Here is a 14,765-nt window from a genome sequence, read left to right on the forward strand (position 1 = left end):
CGAGGAGCGGGGTCCGGGGCGGATCCCCAGGGGCTCGTGCGCGGCGCGCCGCCCCCGCCCGCCCCCCTCCGGGGGGTCAGGCCGACGCGTGCTTGGCGAGGAACGAGCCCACGCGCGGGGAGCGCTGGTGCGGGACCAGGGTGCGGGCCGTCGCCGCCAGCATCGACTGGATCCGGGTCGACTGGACCTCCTCCAGCAGCTCCATGACCCGCCCGCCCGCCCAGGCGGCCTCGTCGGGGGCGCCCGCGTGGGCCAGGTTGTCGGCCAGCTCCGCGGTGTAGAGGGCGACGTTGCGCGCGAAGTGCGGGTCCTGGAGGTCCGCCGCCCGGCGGGCGTGCCGGGCGGCCCGGGCGTGCTCGCCGAGCGAGGCCCAGCAGCGGGACTCCAGGGACTCCAGCTCGGCTTCGCCGAAGAAGGACATCCACTCGGGGTCGGCCCCCGCCTCGCCGCGCGAGAACTCCGTGTGCGCCCGGGTCAGCGCCTCCTCGCAGGCCTTGCGGTCGGACAGCCCGGCCCAGCCGCCGGCCTCCCGCAGGGCGAGTAGCGACAGCAGCCGCGGGGAACCGAGCGACCGGGCGGCGCGGCGGCCCGCCTGGGCGGCCCGTACCGATTCGCGGGGGCGCCCGCAGTCCCGGGCGAGGAAGGCCATGTTGCTGAAGGCGTGCGCCTCCAGGCCGGCGTCCCCGGAGACCCGGGCCGTGGCCAGCGCCTCCGCGTAGTGCGAGCGGGCGTCGTCGAACCGCCCCGAGTCGTGCGCGAGCCAGCCCACCGAGATGGCCAGCTCTCCCGCTCCCGCGTGCAGCCGGTCCTCCGTCGACTGCCGGGTCGCCCCCGCGTCGAGCAACGCGTAGGCGGTGCGCAGGGGTTCGGCGGCCCGCCGGTACAGGGCGTCGGCGCCGTGCCGGTCGTCCAGCAGCCGGATCTGGCGTACGGCGTCCTCGACGGCGGCCGCCTCGGACTCGCCGGCGCGGGAGGGGAGTCGGCGGCTGTCGCCGAGCAGGGTGAGGCTGAGGGTCGCGGCCGCGACGGTCACGGAGCCCCCCGCCATGAACGCGCGACGCAGCACGTCGCTCTCCTTGGAACGCGAAGGGGCGGGGGAGCCGGTGGGGCGGGGGCGCTTGGCGAAGGCGGAGAAGGGGGCGGCCTGTTCGCGCTGCGCCAGCCGTCCCCGTACCGTCTCGCGCGGGGAGAACCCCAGATCGGCCAGGGTGCGGCCGGGGAACATGTGGAGGAAGACCCGCTCGTAGGCGTAGTTGGGGCAGCGGATCTCACCGGACTCGACCCGGCCGATGTAACGGGCGTCGCAGGAAACCGTTTCTCCGATTTCCTTCGCCGCCCTGCGCACCAACGCGGCGAACTCGGCCGGGGAGTGCTGACCGCGCAGCCGCCGGAAGGGGGTGTTGGGTGAGTGGGGGGACGTCGCCATGGACGCGGCCTCTCTGGGCAAGTGATTGCGCTGCCGGTGACTGTGTGGTGCCTGTGACGCGCTGCCCGGCGGGCATGAACGTACCGCCACGGACGGAGGGTTGACTCGGTGTTTGGCTACAAAACGGATATCTCACCCGCGATCCGCCATGAACTGCCATCCTTTGCAGCGTCTTGCCGCCGCACCTGTTGACGTTCCCGTGCGTTGAACCCGTGCGGAGTGGGAGGAAGCCCGCCGGCTTCCGGGACCGCTCCCGCGATGCTCGTACGCGGATCGAGGAGGGGTTCCCTTGGTGGAGGGCGGCATGGAGAGTACGGACACGAAGACCGCGCCCGAGCCCGGAGCGGACCTCCTCGCGGGCGCCCCGGACCTGGTCACGGTGCCCACCCGGCAGGGACTGGAAGCCGTCGACATCATCCAGCGGGCCGCCGGCCAGGCCAGCCGCTCGGGCGGCGTCGGCCCGGTCCTGCACGACGGCTCCGGCAGCACCCTCGGCTTCCTCGTCCCGCCCGGCACCGCCGACGGCTGGGACCTCCCGGGCAGTGCCTGTACGCACACCAACGGGCGCGGGATGCGCTTCGGCGACACCTCGCCCACCGCGGGCGACACCGGCTGGCTGCTGCCTCCGGAGGCCGTCGGGACGGTCACCGACCCGGAGGTGCTGCGGGCGGCCCTGGGCGAGGCGGCCCGGCTGATCGAGGCCGCCGACAACTGCCGCTGAGCCCGGCCCGCCTCCGCCGATCCCGGTCCCCGGCCCTGACCAGCCATAATGAGGGTGTGGCGAGCAAGGGCAAGGGCAAGGGCAGCACTGGCAAGGGCAGCACCGGCAAGGACAGCGGTGACAAGCGGCGCGGGCGCGAGAGCACCGAGGCACCCGCCGGGCAGGTGGACGGCGGCCACGCCGCCCTGGAGCCCGACCGGGAGCGGTCGCGCGCCTGGACCCTGCTGATCGACGGCGCCCCGCAGTCGCACGTGGACCTGGACGACCCCGGACACCTGGACTTCTCCTACCAGCGCCGGATCGGTCACCTGATCGACCTCTTCGCCCCCGCCCGCCAGCCCCTCAACGTGCTCCACCTCGGCGGCGGCGCCTTCACCCTCGCGCGCTACACGGCCGCCTCCCGCCCCCGCTCGACGCAGCAGATCGTCGAGATCGACGCCGGGCTCGTGGCCTTCGTACGGGAACACCTGCCGCTGGACCCGCAGGCGCGGGTCCGGGTCCGCGCGGTCGACGCCCGGGCCGGGCTGGCGAAGATCCCCGACGGCTGGGCCGACCTGGTCATCGCCGACGTGTTCAGCGGGGCCCGCACCCCGGCGCACCTGACGAGCGCCGAGTTCCTGGACGACGTACGCCGGGCCCTGGCGCCGGGCGGCTGGTACGTGGCGAACCTCGCGGACGGTCCGCCGCTCTCCCATCTGCGGGGCCAGATCGCCACCGCCGCCTCCCGGTTCAAGGAACTGGCCATGGCGGCCGACCCCGTGGTGTGGCGGGGGAAACGCTTCGGCAACGGCGTGCTGGTGGCCGCCGACCGGGAGCTCCCGGTCGCGGAGTTCACCCGCCGGGTGGCCAGCGACCCGCACCCCGGCCGGGTCGAACACGGCCGCGCCCTCATCGAGTTCGCGGGCGGCGCCGCCCCGGTCTCGGACGCCTCGGCGGTGGCCTCGCCGGAGCCCCCGCCGTCGGTCTTCCGCTGACCCGCGGCTAGTTCTGTGAAGCCGCCGCGAGCTCGCGCAGGCGGCGCTTGTCCGGCTTGCCGCGGTCCGTCAGGGGGAGCGCCGGCAACCAGAACACCGCCGCCGGCCGCTGCCCCGGGGCCAGCTCCGCCGCGACCAGCGCGCACGCCCCGTCCGCCGCCGCGGCCGTCGGGGCGTGGCCGGGGGCCGCGACGAGGAAGGCGCAGACCGCCTCCCCGGTGAGCGGGTCCGTCCGCCCCACGACGGCCGCCCGGGCCACGGCGGGGTGGCGGGTCAGGGCCGTCTCGATCGGGCCGCAGTAGATGTTCGCCCCGTGCACCATCACCACGTCCTTGACCCGGTCGTCGAGGTACAGGTACCCGTCGGCGTCTACGTGCCCGACGTCTCCCGTGCGCAGCCAGCCGTCGCGCAGGACCTCGGCGGTCAGGGCGGGCTGGTTGCGGTAGCCGGCCATCACCATCGGGGAGCGCACCCAGATCTCCCCGCTGGCCCCGGGCGCGGAGCCCCGTACCTCGACCTCCACGTCGGGCGCCGGACGGCCCACGGAACCCAGCAGGTGGGGGCGGTCGGCGGCCGCCGCGTCGTGGTCCGCCGGGGAGAGCCGGCTGAGCACCCCGGCCTCGTTCATCCCGTAGCCCTGGGTCCAGCGCACCCCCGGACCCCACCGGGTCAGCGCCCGCCGCAGCCGCTCCGGGTGGACGGGGGAGTCGCCGTAGGAGACGCGCACCAGGCCGGGCACGCCGTCGGCGGTCTCCGGGTCGTCGAGCAGCCGGTACAGCATCGACGGCGTCAGGTACGTGGACGCGGGCCCGAGCCGCCGGCAGGCCTCGGCGAACTCCCGCGTGCCGAAGGGGTGCAGGATCTCGGAGCGGCCGCCGACCCGCAGCTGCTCCAGGCAGCGGCCGCCGGAGCGCTGGGAGAGGGAGTCGGTCGACACGAACGTGAGGGGCGCGGCGTCGGGAGCTTCGGTGCGGGTGGCCGTGCGGGCCGCCATGGCGGCGAAGGTCGAGGCCACCCCCTTCGGCCGGCCCGTCGTACCGCCCGTGTAGGTCACCCGGGCCACGTCCTCGCCGCGCGCCGCCACCGCGACGGGCAGGGCCTCCCGGGCGGCGGCCAGCTCCAGCAGGGCGGCCAGGCCGATGCGGGCCCCCGGGCCCGGCGGCACCGGGATGTCGTGGACCACCAGGGCGGGCTCGCAGTCCCGTAGCAGGTGGTTGAGTCCGTGGGTGGTGGGGCCGACGCACACGTGGGTCAGCCGGGCGCCCAGCACGTGCGCGGCCAGCCGTACGAGGAGGGTCTCGGGCGGGTTCCCCGCCGATGCGCAGGCCAGCCCGGAGCCGCGCCGGATCCCCAGGTCGGTCAGGGCGCCCGCCAGCCGGTACGTCCAGGCCAGCACCTCGGAGTGGGTCAGGACCCAGGATCCGGACCCGAAGGCGGGGCGGTCCGCGTACCGCTCGCAGGCGTCGATCAGGTCGGTGACGTACCGCGCGCCGGTGCTCATGGCGCCACGGTATCCGGCGGGCCCGGTGCGGGAGACGGGTGCTACGGGTCGCAGGTCCTACGGGTCGACGATCTCGACCAGCGGCGGGTGGTCGTGCCAGGTGCAGAACACCGACACCTCGCGGCCGTCACGCGTGAAGGTGACGCGGATCCAGGACGGCTGCTTCCAGACCTGCATCCGCCAGCCGGCCAGCGGGGTCGCCGAGACCAACTCGGCGGAGGTGGAGCCGAGGCCGAAGACGACCCGGCCGCCCGAGACGCTGTACGCCTTCACGTTCTCCGCCGCGGGACCCTGACGCCCCGAACGGGGAGTCGGCGTCGCGGAGGGCTTGGCGGAAGGGGAGGGAGAGGGGGACGGGGAGGCCGGTGCCGTGGACGCGGACGGCGACGGGGAGGGCGACGGCGTCGGCTCCGGCGGCAGAGCCCCGTGCGTGGAGGAGGACAGGGGCTGCGCGGCCAGCGGCACCGCGAGCGGCGGATCGTAGGCGGTCCCGGACATGACCGAGTGCACGCCCCACCAGGACAGCGTCACCGCCGCCCCGGTCGCCAGGGTCCACGCCCCCGCATGGGCGACTGCTCTACCGACAGATCCTCGTCGCATCGGGGGACATACTGCACCACCGGCCCCAGACCCGGCCCGGCACCCCTCGGCATCCCCCGAATGGGCTACGGTGCGGGCCATGGCTAGTGTGCTCGTGGTCGAGGACGACCAGTTCGTACGTTCCGCCCTCATCCGGCACCTGACCGAGGCCTCGCACACCGTGCGCAGCGTCGGCACCGCCCTGGAGGCGCTGCGCGAGGTCGCCCACAACCGCTTCGACGTGGTGATCCTCGACCTCGGACTGCCCGACCTGGACGGGGCCGAGGCGCTCAAGATGCTGCGCGGGATCACCGACGTGCCCGTCATCATCGCGACCGCCCGGGACGACGAGGCGGAGATCGTCCGGCTGCTCAACGACGGCGCCGACGACTACCTGACCAAACCCTTCTCCGTGGAACACCTCTCCGCCCGGATGGCCGCCGTCCTGCGCCGCACCCAGGCGGCCGACGCCGAACCGCCCTCCCGCGTCCTGCGCGTCGGCGGTCTGGCCATCGACCCGCTGCGCCGGCAGGCCGAGCTGGACGGGGCGGTCCTGGACCTCACGCGGCGGGAGTTCGACCTGCTGGCCTTCCTGGCCGGGCGGCCGGGCGTGGTCGTGGCCCGCCGGGAGCTGCTCGCCGAGGTCTGGCAGCAGTCGTACGGAGACGACCAGACCATCGACGTCCACCTGTCGTGGCTGCGCCGCAAGCTCGGCGAGACCGCGGCCCGCCCGCGCTACCTGCACACCTTGAGGGGTGTCGGGGTGAAGCTGGAGCCGCCGGCGTGAGGGGCCTCCTGTGAGGTGGGCCCTCGTCAAGGTGTGCCTCGCGGTCACCGTGATGGTGGTCGTGGCCTTCGCCGTACCGCTCGGGCTGGTCGTCCAGGAGATGGCCAGCGACCGGGCGTTCTCCAACGCCGAGCGGCAGGCCGCCACCATCGGGCCGACGCTGTCCATCACCACCGACCCGGTGCAGTTGCGCAAGGCCGTGGAGTCCACGCAGATGGGCGCCGACCGGCGGATGGGCGTGCACGTCCCGGCCGTCGGGGACACCCCGCGCGTGGACATCGGCGACGGCTGGGCCGGCGAGCGCGCCGTCTCCGAGACCCGGCGGATCGGGCGGGCCGCGACCGTCCCGGTGAGGGGCGGCGGTTTCGCGCTGCTCCAGCCCGTGGCCCTCGGCTCCGGGGACATCGCCGTGGTGGAGATCCTGGTGCCGGAGAGCGAGGTCAGCAATGGCGTCGCCACCGCCTGGGTGGTCCTCGCGGGCGTCGGGCTCGCCCTGGTCGTGGGCTCGGTGGCGGTCGCGGACCGGCTCGGCGCGCGCCTGGTGCGGCCCGCCGAGCGGCTCGCGGACGCCGCGCACCGGCTGGGCGAGGGGCGGCTGGGGGCCCGGGTGCCGGAGGACGGGCCGAAGGAACTCCGCTCGGCGGCCGTCGCGTTCAACTCGATGGCGGACCAGGTGGTGGAACTCCTGGCCAACGAGCGGGAGCTGGCCGCCGACCTCTCGCACCGGCTGCGGACCCCGCTGACGGTGCTCCGCCTCAACGCGGCCTCCCTCGGCGACGGCCCGGCGGCGGAGCACACCCGGGCGGCCGTGGAGCAGCTGGAGCGGGAGGTCGACACGATCATCCGTACCGCCCGCGAGCAGCGTCCGGCCGCCGCGCAGGGTCCGGGCGCCGGCTGCGACGCCTCCGAGGTGATCCGCGACCGGATGGGGTTCTGGTCGGCGCTGGCGGAGGACGAGGGCCGCGAGGTGCGGCTCGCGGGGGTGGACCGTACGGTACGGATCCCCGTGGCCCGGCCGGAACTCGCCGCGGCGCTGGACGCCATGCTGGGCAACGTGTTCCGGCACACCCCCGAGGGCACCCCGTTCGCGGTGGACGTCCACGACGCCGGGGACGCGGTCATCGTGCTCGTCTCGGACGCGGGGGGCGGCATCGCCGATCCGGACGCGGCCCTGCGGCGCGGCAACGACGGCGGCCGCGACGGGTCGACGGGCCTGGGGCTGGACATCGTGCGGCGGGTCGCGGAGTCGACGGGCGGGGACGTGCGGCTGGGGCGCTCGGTGCTCGGCGGCACCGAGGTGCGGGTGTGGATCGCCCTGGACGGGCGGACGCGGGGCGAGTCCGCCCGCGGCGGACGCAGCCGGCGCAGGCGGCGGCGCAACTGACGTAACCGCGCGGGTGGCGGGGGCGCGCCGCGCGTTCGGCATGTCCCCCTGTCGGTACGGTCCGCGCCATGGACACCCTCATCTTCGGCGGCCTCCTCGCCACCTCCATCGCGATGTACCGGGACTCCCCGAGGTTCGTCGTGCTCGGCGCCTGGTGGCTCGTGCTCCTCGCCGTGATCCTGCTGATGGCGCACCACATCACCAGCGGCCTCGCCCTCACCTTGAGCTACTGACCGTGGCCGCGATGTCCAGCCTCCTCCCGGAGGCTTCCCTGGAGGGCGGCCTGCTGGGCCGGGTCCAGTTCTGGTTCGCGTGCGCCTTCGCCGTCGGCTGGACGGGGGTGGTGTGCGGCGGGCTCTTCTACCAGTTCGGGATGGGGGAGTACCCGTGCCCGCTCTGCATCGTGCAGCGGATGTTCATGCTGCTGGCGGCCATGGGGGCGGCCCACATCGTCCGGACGGCGCTCTCGCGCGGGGCGGTCGGCGGCCGCGACTACATGATGGGCTGGGGCCTGTCCCTGGTCGCCGTGACCGCCGGCTCGTTCGCCTCGTGGCGGCAGACGACGCTGCACATCCTGCCCGGTGACAAGGGGTACGGGAGCGAGGTGTTCGGCCTGCACCTCTACGTCTGGGCGTTGATCCTCTTCCAGGCCTCGGTCGTCGCCGTCGGCATCGTCCTGGCCTTCGCCCACGCCACCGCGGACCGGGTCGTCCCGGCGCAGGAATCGGGACCGTACCGCACGGTGGGGATGCTCGCGCTGTGGTTCCTGTCCCTGGTGATCGCCGTGAACCTCGTGGCCGTCTTCCTGGAAGAGGGCTTCCACTGGTTCCTGCCGGACGACCCGACGCGCTACCAGTTCTTCTACGACGTGGGGATCCTGGACTAGCTGAGGTTGGCGCGGAGTCGACGCCTCTCGCGCGGGAATCCGCCCGACCTGCTTGAGTGGGTCCGCCCTTCTTCGGGTTCTCCTCCCCCATTTCCTTCCGTACGCGATGGGAAGCCGTCATGCGCTACGCAGTCCTCGGCACCGGGATCGTCGGCCGTACGGTCGCCACCCGGTTGCTCTCCCTCGGCCACGAGGTCGTCATCGGCACCCGGAACCCCGGGGCCACCCTCGACCGCGCCGAGTACGCCGCGTGGCAGCGGGCCAACCCGGCGGCGGGCCTCGCCCCCTTCGCGGAGGCGGCGCGGCTCGGCGAGGTGCTCGTCAACGCCACGGGCGGGCAGGTCAGCGTGGCCGCCCTGACGGAGGCCGACGCCGCGCACCTGGACGGCAAGATCCTGATCGACATCGCGAACCCCCTGGACTTCTCGCGCGGGTTCCCGCCCGGCCTCGACCCGGTGGACAGCGACAGCCTGGGCGAGCTGATCCAGCGGACCTTCCCGGGGCTGCGCGTGGTCAAGACGCTGAACACGATGAACTGCCAGGTCATGGTTGACCCGGGCAGGGTCCCCGGCGCACACACGGTGTTCCTCTCGGGTGAGGACGCCGGGGCGAAGAAGGCGGTACGGGAACTCCTGTACTCCTTCGACTGGAGCGAGCACAGCGTCATCGACCTGGGCGGCATCGAGAGCGCGCGCGGCACGGAGATGCTGCTGCCGGTCTGGCTCCGGCTGATGGGGACCCTGGGGCACACGGACTTCAACTTCCACATCCAGGGCGCGAACCGGACGGAGTAGCTCCCGCCGGGAAGGAGCGGCTCCCGCCCGGACGGAGGCGGAGATCTTGCCGCCCCCCGGAGGCGGGCCGAGGGTGGCCGTGACGAAGAAGCTCATGGAGACCGTGAAGGGGCTGGCGGCGATGAAGAGTTCGGGCTGAGCCCCGGCACCGGTGCCGGTCGCGCGACCGGCCCCAGGATCCGGTCGGCGGCCGCCCACGCCAGTACCGCGGAGGCGGCCGCGGCCGCGCAGGAGACGGCGAAGGCGGCCCGGTACCCGTAGGCCGCGGCGAGCGGACCGGAGGCGGCCGCGGCCAGTGCCTGGCCGACGATCAGCCCGCTGCCGGCCAGGGTCATGGCCTCGCCCATCCGCCGCGCGGGGCCGGCTCGTTCCACGAGGCCGAACAGCGCGATCAGGTGCGGGGCGACGGCCAGTCCGATCCCGGCGACGGCGAAGGCCGCGCCCCACAGGCCGGAGACGGCGAGCAGCGGAAGCGTCAGCAGCGCCTGGGCGGCGATGGTCCGGCGCAGCCGGACGGTCAGGCTCGCCGACCCGGGCCGGGCCACGGTCACGAAGCCGGCCACCGAGCTGGTCACGGCCATGGCGGCCCATACGAGCCCGGCGGCCCCGGGGGATCCGACGGCCACGGCGAGGGCGTTGACCCCGGTATTGGCCCCGCTCCAGGCGGCGCCCTGGAGGACGGCCACGAGGAACAGCAGCGCGAGCCCCGGAGACCACAGCCGTACGTCGCCCCGCGCGGCGGCGCCGACTTGTCCCATGGGGTCTTGCCGCATCGGGCCGGGCGCCGTGGGATGCAGGGCGAAGAGCGTCCCGAACACCAGGCCCAGGGCGGCCGCCAGGACCAGCGCCGAGGCGGGGTGGACGGTCACCGCGAGGATCCCGGCCAGCGCGGGCCCCACCATGAAGCCGACCTCGTCGAGGGTGGTGTCGAAGGAGAGCGCGGCCCCGACCAGGGCCTTGTCCTCTCCGGCCAGCCGCGCCCACCGGGCCCGGGCCAGCGGCCCGACCTGGGCCGCCGTGAGGCCGGCGGCGACGGCGAGCGCGATGCGGGCGGCGAGCGGCAGTCCGCCCAGGACGGCGGAGACGAGGGCGAGGAGCACGGCGGCGTTCGCGACGCAGGCGATCAGCAGGACGGGCCGGTGGCCGCGCCGGTCGGCGAGCCGGCCGATCACCGGGCCGCCGAGGGCCTGGCCGAGCCAGAGGGCGGCGGCGATGGTCCCGGCGTCGCCGATGCCGTCGCGTTCGTTGATGAGCAGCAGCGTCCCGATGGGGCACAGCGCGGCGGGCAGGCGGGCGAGGAACCCGTAGACGGGCAGGGCGGGGCCGCCGAGGGCGAACACCCCGCGGAAGCCGGCGGGTGCGGGCGTGGGCATGGACAACCTCCAGCCGCACGCCGACCCTCCCGTTTCTCCGGCGCGCGCCGTTGCCCGTTGGGCTGGACGCTAACGCCGGGGCGGGCCGGTTGGGAAGGGGCTGGAGAGGCCTCTGCGGGAGGGTCTGCGGGAGGTCTGCGGGAGGTCCCTACGGGGCGGAGTCGCCCGAGGTCAGCCGCCTGGCCTGGGCGCGGCCGACCTCGGCGGCGCGGTGCAGGTAGTCGGCGATGACCGCCAGTTCGGAGTCGGAGTAGCTCGCCAGAACGGCGCCGAAGGCGCGGCCGGGGGTTTCCCAGGCGGCGCCGATCCGTTCGCGGGCGGCGGGGGAGAGGGCGACGAGGGAGCGGCGGCGGTCGTTCGGGTCGGCGTGCCGCTCGACGACGCCGGCCTTGACCATGCGGTCCACGAGGCGGGTGGCGGAGCCGGAGGTCAGGCCGGTGAGGCGGGCGATGTCACCGGTGCTGACCGGCTCGGTCTCCATGTCGAGGAGGGCGACGCACTGCATGTCGGTGGGGTGCAGGCCTACGTGGTCGGCCATGGCCTGGTTGAAGAGCGAGTAGTCGGCGTAGTGCCGCTGGCTCTCGGTGACGATGCGCGCGAGCAGCTCGGCGCGGCTCCACTCATCACTCGAACGAGCGTAATCGGTTGACATCGGCTTCTCCGTGCTCCAAATTTGTCTGTGTGGCGCAGAGAATGCGTCACACAGAATCTGCGTCACGTATCCATTCTAGAGCAGGAAGAGCAGGAATCCGCCATGTCGCACACGCCCAACACGCCCCGCACGCCGAACACCCTGAACACGCCGAACACCCTGAACGCGCCGAACACCCTGAACACGCCCGAGGTCCTCGTCACCGGTGGCCGCGGCTCCATCGCCCGCGGTCTCTCGTCCCTCCTCGCCGCCCACGGCGTCCCGCACCGCCTCGCATCCCGCGAGCCGGACTCGCCCGGCACCGTCCGCTGCGACCTCACCGATCCCGCGACCTTCCCCGCAGCCCTCGCCGGCGTCCGCTCCGTCTTCCTCTACGCCGAGGCCGCCGCCATCGACGCCTTCGTGAAGGAGGCCGTGAGCGCCGGCGTCGAACACATCGTCCTCCTTTCCTCCTCCTCGGTCCTCGCCCCCGACGCCGCCGGCAGCCCCCTCGCCGCCTCCCACCTCGCGGTGGAGCGGGCCCTCCTCGCCTTCCCGCTGCGCACCACCCTGCTGCGCCCCGGATCCTTCGCGAGCAATGCCCTCGGCTGGGCCCGGTCGTTGAAATCGGGCCGCCCGGTCCACCTGCCGTACCCGGGGGCGTACAGCGACCCGGTCCACGAGACCGACCTCGCCGAAGCCGCCTTCGCGGTCCTGACCGACCCCTCGCTCGCCGGTCGCGCGTACACCCTGACCGGGCCGCGGACACTGACCTTCGCCGCCCAGCTGGCCCTACTGGGCGAGGCCGTGGGCCACCCCATACCCTTCGAGCCCGTCTCGCGCGAGCAGTGGAAGGCCGAGGCCGACGGCTACATACCGGGCCCGTACGCGGAGGCCCTGCTCGACTTCTGGGCCGCCTCGGACGGCCTTCCGGTCGGCCTCACCGAGGATCTGCAGCACCTCACCGGCCATGCGCCGCGCACCTTCGAGACCTGGTCAGCGGACCATGCGGACGCCTTCCGGGCTTAGCCGTCTTCCCCGGCCCCGGGCGCCTCCGTCGGTGGAGGCACGTGTTAGCGTCCGCCGATTGATCGATTTCCCAGGGGGGAACATGAGAAGGCTTTTGGGCGCGGGTGTCACGGTTGCGCTGCTCGTCACCGGCGGCATCGCGGGTGCGGGCACGGCCATGGCGGCCGGGGACCCGACGTTCTACTTCAGTCCGGTCGAGGACAAGGTCCTCATGCCGGGCGAGGGGTGGGCCGAGCTGGCCCCGTCGAGCACCGGCGGGAACGGCGACGGGAAGGCGGACGGCACCTACGTCTACGTCGTGAGCAAGAAGCCGCTCACGGACGCCGGCTGGTCCGGGGGTGGGGCGCCGGCCGGGCTGAAGGTGGGCCTGACGGAGAGCTGCGCACCGAAGGCCGGTATCGCCGGCGTGTACCTGTGCAACCTGGACGGGTGGAACAACCCGTATCCGCAGATATCGGCTCCGAGTTCGACGGCGAACGGCGTGACGGCCTACTACGGCCTGGTCTACGTGCCGCGCGGCGCCAGCATCACCGCGGGCATCAAGGAGGCGCAGACCGCGGGATCCAAGGCCATCGGCCCGCGTCGGGCGCACGCCACGGTCACCGTGAAGAGCAAGGCGCACGTCGCGCTGAACACCGTCACGCAGTCGACGCCGACGCTGCCGGCGGGCGGCTCGGTGATGCAGACGGTGGAGTTGCACGCGGTCGACAAGGGCAGGCTGCAGTTGAGCCTCTCCCCGGCGGCGGGCTTCCGCCGGTGGGACCAGGACGAGCTGAAGGTCACGGTTACCGGTGTCCAAGCGGGTGGCATGGCCGGTGCCGAGTGCGATCACTCCTTCGGCGAGATCGGCTGGGGCAACGAGATCCGCTGCGACATCGCGAAGCCCGGCGACTACACGGTCACCTACAGGCTGACGGCCGATGCGACCACGCCCGCGTGGAAGCTGAGCGCCACCGCGGTCTATGAGGTGTACACCGGCGGCTGGGGCGACAACCCGGAGACGGCCTCGGACTTCACGATCTCCAGCTCGATACCGGTGTCCCAGCGGTACCGGATCGTGGGCCGCGACGCCGGGGGCGAGCTGTGGGACTACAAGAGCACGGGCAAGGTCGCCGAGCCGTTCACGCCGGTCGACCCGGTCGGCGGCACCTTCGACTGGAACCAGTACACCGCGCTGACCAGGCTGGCGCCGGTCACGGTCCAGAGCACCGGGCGGGGTGCGGTGGGGCGGGACAAGGCCGGGGTGCTGTGGCTGCTCCCGACCTCGGGTGACGGCGGCATCTACAAGAACCGGATACGCGTCGGTGCCGGCTGGAACGTCTACGACACGCTGGTCGGTGTCTCCGACGTGACCGGCGACAAGAAGGCGGACCTGCTGGCGCGGGACACCGCGGGTGTCCTGTGGCTGTACCAGGGCACGGGCCTGAACTCGAGGCCGTTCGAGACCAGGGTGCAGATCGGCCGTGGCTGGAGCATCTACGACCAGCTGGTGGGCGGCGTCGATCTGACCGGTGACGCCAAGCCCGACATGGTGGCCCGGGACAAGGCCGGGAAGCTGTGGCTGTACCAGGGCACGGGGGTGGCTGCGAAGCCGTTCGCGACCAAGCTGCAGATAGGCACCAACTGGCAGATCTTCAACTCGATCGTCGCGCCGGGTGACCTGACGTCCGACGGCAAGGCCGACCTGGTGACCCGCGACAAGGCCGGCAGCCTGTGGCTGTACCAGGGCACGGGGGTCGCCGCGAAGCCGTACGCGGCCGGAGTGAAGGTCGGCACCGGCTTCGGCGGGTACAACCTGCTGTTCTAGGAAACGCGGAAGGCCCCGGTCCGCTTTCGCGGACCGGGGCCTTCTCGTCAGGGTGAGTGACGGGACTTGAACCCGCGGCCACCTGGACCACAACCAGGTGCTCTACCAACTGAGCTACACCCACCATGTCCGGTCGGAAAACCGACCGGCCGAAGAAAAGGGTACAGGGTCCGGGAGGGTGCTCGCTCCCCCCTTTCCCCGCACCCCGCTCCGGTGGGTGCTAGGCGCCGGGGACGACGTGCTTGGCGGCGATGGTGCGCGCCGTGTCCGAGTCCGGACCGGGCTGCGGCACGAAGACGGCCTCCCGGTAGTAGCGCAGCTCGGCGATGGACTCCTTGATGTCCGCGAGCGCCCGGTGGTTGCCGTTCTTCGGCGGGCTGTTGAAGTAGGCGCGCGGGTACCAGCGGCGTGCCAGCTCCTTGATCGAGGACACGTCCACGATCCGGTAGTGCAGGTACCCCTCCAGCGCGGCCATGTCGCGCAGCAGGAAGCCGCGGTCGGTGCCGACCGTGTTTCCGCAGAGCGGGGCCTTGCGGGGTTCCTTCACGTGTTCCCGTACGTAGGCCAGGACCTGTGCCTCCGCGTCCGCGAGGGTGGTCCCGCCGGCCAGCTCGTCGAGCAGGCCGGACGACGTGTGCATCTCGCGCACCACGTCGGGCATGGTTTCCAGGGCCGCGTCCGGCGGGCGGATCACAATGTCCACGCCTTCGCCGAGCACGTTGAGCTCCGAGTCGGTGACCAGTGCGGCCACCTCGATAAGTGCGTCGTCCGTCAACGAGAGCCCGGTCATCTCGCAGTCGATCCACACCATGCGATCGTTCATGCGCCCCACCTTATGCGGAAGGTCCCCCGCATCGGTGACCACCGAGGTGA

The 14,765-nt window shown here is 73.4% G+C and carries 15 protein-coding genes and 1 tRNA gene; 9 read left to right on the forward strand and 7 right to left on the reverse strand.

Annotation, left to right across the window (positions count from 1 at the left end; all coding sequences use genetic code 11):
• Positions 1 to 76: 76 nt before the first annotated feature.
• Positions 77 to 1,426, reverse strand: a complete 1,350-nt coding sequence (locus OG730_RS26550) for an NsdA family TPR-like regulatory protein (protein WP_327306583.1) — start codon at positions 1,424 to 1,426, stop codon at positions 77 to 79.
• A 304-nt stretch (positions 1,427 to 1,730) separates the two neighbouring features.
• Between OG730_RS26550 and OG730_RS26555 the strand changes: the two genes are divergently transcribed.
• Positions 1,731 to 2,147: a hypothetical protein gene (locus OG730_RS26555; RefSeq protein WP_327306584.1), complete on the forward strand. Its 417-nt coding sequence runs from the start codon at positions 1,731 to 1,733 to the stop codon at positions 2,145 to 2,147.
• A 56-nt stretch (positions 2,148 to 2,203) separates the two neighbouring features.
• Positions 2,204 to 3,121 (forward strand): spermidine synthase, encoded by a 918-nt coding sequence (locus OG730_RS26560; RefSeq protein WP_327306585.1) that lies wholly within the window; start codon positions 2,204 to 2,206, stop codon positions 3,119 to 3,121.
• A 7-nt stretch (positions 3,122 to 3,128) separates the two neighbouring features.
• On the opposite strand, the gene OG730_RS26565 is transcribed toward OG730_RS26560, so the two are convergent.
• Complete coding sequence (locus tag OG730_RS26565) at positions 3,129 to 4,622, reverse strand: class I adenylate-forming enzyme family protein (RefSeq protein WP_327306586.1); 1,494 nt, start codon at positions 4,620 to 4,622, stop codon at positions 3,129 to 3,131.
• A 57-nt stretch (positions 4,623 to 4,679) separates the two neighbouring features.
• The gene (locus tag OG730_RS26570; protein WP_327306587.1) at positions 4,680 to 5,222 is read right to left on the reverse strand and encodes a hypothetical protein; all 543 of its coding nucleotides are present in this window, start codon (positions 5,220 to 5,222) and stop codon (positions 4,680 to 4,682) included.
• Positions 5,223 to 5,301: 79 nt separating this feature from the next.
• Here OG730_RS26570 and OG730_RS26575 point away from each other — a divergent pair, with 79 nt between their 5' ends.
• The 5 genes from OG730_RS26575 (at position 5,302) to OG730_RS26595 (ending at position 9,052) form a co-directional block, all read left to right on the forward strand.
• Positions 5,302 to 5,988: a response regulator transcription factor gene (locus tag OG730_RS26575; RefSeq protein WP_327306588.1), complete on the forward strand. Its 687-nt coding sequence runs from the start codon at positions 5,302 to 5,304 to the stop codon at positions 5,986 to 5,988.
• A gap of 10 nt (positions 5,989 to 5,998) precedes the next feature.
• Positions 5,999 to 7,372, forward strand: a complete 1,374-nt coding sequence (locus tag OG730_RS26580; protein WP_327306589.1) for a sensor histidine kinase — start codon at positions 5,999 to 6,001, stop codon at positions 7,370 to 7,372.
• Between the two features lie 68 nt (positions 7,373 to 7,440).
• A complete protein-coding gene (locus OG730_RS26585; RefSeq protein ID WP_327306590.1) occupies positions 7,441 to 7,605 on the forward strand; it encodes a DUF5993 family protein in 165 nt (54 codons plus the stop codon).
• Positions 7,606 to 7,616: 11 nt separating this feature from the next.
• On the forward strand, positions 7,617 to 8,258 hold the full coding sequence (locus OG730_RS26590; protein WP_327306591.1) for a disulfide bond formation protein B: 642 nt from the start codon (positions 7,617 to 7,619) through the stop codon (positions 8,256 to 8,258).
• A 119-nt stretch (positions 8,259 to 8,377) separates the two neighbouring features.
• On the forward strand, positions 8,378 to 9,052 hold the full coding sequence (locus OG730_RS26595) for an NADPH-dependent F420 reductase (protein ID WP_327306592.1): 675 nt from the start codon (positions 8,378 to 8,380) through the stop codon (positions 9,050 to 9,052).
• Between the two features lie 92 nt (positions 9,053 to 9,144).
• Here OG730_RS26595 and OG730_RS26600 read toward each other — a convergent pair whose 3' ends face one another.
• A complete protein-coding gene (locus OG730_RS26600; protein WP_327306593.1) occupies positions 9,145 to 10,425 on the reverse strand; it encodes an MFS transporter in 1,281 nt (426 codons plus the stop codon).
• Positions 10,426 to 10,573: 148 nt separating this feature from the next.
• Positions 10,574 to 11,077 carry a MarR family winged helix-turn-helix transcriptional regulator gene (locus tag OG730_RS26605; protein ID WP_327306594.1) on the reverse strand — a complete coding sequence of 168 codons (504 nt, stop codon included), beginning with the start codon at positions 11,075 to 11,077 and terminating at the stop codon, positions 10,574 to 10,576.
• A gap of 102 nt (positions 11,078 to 11,179) precedes the next feature.
• Between OG730_RS26605 and OG730_RS26610 the strand changes: the two genes are divergently transcribed.
• Together OG730_RS26610 and OG730_RS26615 are read left to right on the forward strand one after the other, a co-directional pair.
• Positions 11,180 to 12,085, forward strand: a complete 906-nt coding sequence (locus tag OG730_RS26610; RefSeq protein ID WP_327306595.1) for an NAD(P)H-binding protein — start codon at positions 11,180 to 11,182, stop codon at positions 12,083 to 12,085.
• Positions 12,086 to 12,167: 82 nt separating this feature from the next.
• Positions 12,168 to 13,892, forward strand: coding sequence for an FG-GAP repeat domain-containing protein (locus tag OG730_RS26615; RefSeq protein WP_327306596.1), 1,725 nt, complete (start codon positions 12,168 to 12,170; stop codon positions 13,890 to 13,892).
• Positions 13,893 to 13,943: 51 nt separating this feature from the next.
• Here the strand turns inward: OG730_RS26615 and OG730_RS26620 are convergent.
• Together OG730_RS26620 and orn are read right to left on the reverse strand one after the other, a co-directional pair.
• Positions 13,944 to 14,016, reverse strand: a tRNA-His gene (locus OG730_RS26620).
• Positions 14,017 to 14,112: 96 nt separating this feature from the next.
• The gene (orn, locus tag OG730_RS26625; protein WP_266877785.1) at positions 14,113 to 14,715 is read right to left on the reverse strand and encodes an oligoribonuclease; all 603 of its coding nucleotides are present in this window, start codon (positions 14,713 to 14,715) and stop codon (positions 14,113 to 14,115) included.
• Positions 14,716 to 14,765 lie beyond the last annotated feature (50 nt).

The organism is Streptomyces sp. NBC_01298 (assembly GCF_035978755.1).
Taxonomy (GTDB): Bacteria; Actinomycetota; Actinomycetes; order Streptomycetales; family Streptomycetaceae; genus Streptomyces.

Bases quoted from the DNA above. Each gene is read 5' to 3' on its own strand.
- OG730_RS26610 (WP_327306595.1), top strand. From the start codon at position 11,180: ATGTCGCACACGCCCAACACGCCCCGCACGCCGAACACCCTGAACACG.
- OG730_RS26565 (WP_327306586.1), bottom strand. From the start codon at position 4,622: ATGAGCACCGGCGCGCGGTACGTCACCGACCTGATCGACGCCTGCGAG.
- OG730_RS26550 (WP_327306583.1), bottom strand. From the start codon at position 1,426: ATGGCGACGTCCCCCCACTCACCCAACACCCCCTTCCGGCGGCTGCGC.
- OG730_RS26570 (WP_327306587.1), bottom strand. From the start codon at position 5,222: ATGCGACGAGGATCTGTCGGTAGAGCAGTCGCCCATGCGGGGGCGTGG.
- OG730_RS26555 (WP_327306584.1), top strand. From the start codon at position 1,731: ATGGAGAGTACGGACACGAAGACCGCGCCCGAGCCCGGAGCGGACCTC.
- OG730_RS26605 (WP_327306594.1), bottom strand. From the start codon at position 11,077: ATGTCAACCGATTACGCTCGTTCGAGTGATGAGTGGAGCCGCGCCGAG.
- OG730_RS26585 (WP_327306590.1), top strand. From the start codon at position 7,441: ATGGACACCCTCATCTTCGGCGGCCTCCTCGCCACCTCCATCGCGATG.
- OG730_RS26600 (WP_327306593.1), bottom strand. From the start codon at position 10,425: ATGCCCACGCCCGCACCCGCCGGCTTCCGCGGGGTGTTCGCCCTCGGC.
- orn (WP_266877785.1), bottom strand. From the start codon at position 14,715: ATGAACGATCGCATGGTGTGGATCGACTGCGAGATGACCGGGCTCTCG.
- OG730_RS26595 (WP_327306592.1), top strand. From the start codon at position 8,378: ATGCGCTACGCAGTCCTCGGCACCGGGATCGTCGGCCGTACGGTCGCC.
- OG730_RS26590 (WP_327306591.1), top strand. From the start codon at position 7,617: ATGTCCAGCCTCCTCCCGGAGGCTTCCCTGGAGGGCGGCCTGCTGGGC.
- OG730_RS26575 (WP_327306588.1), top strand. From the start codon at position 5,302: ATGGCTAGTGTGCTCGTGGTCGAGGACGACCAGTTCGTACGTTCCGCC.
- OG730_RS26615 (WP_327306596.1), top strand. From the start codon at position 12,168: ATGAGAAGGCTTTTGGGCGCGGGTGTCACGGTTGCGCTGCTCGTCACC.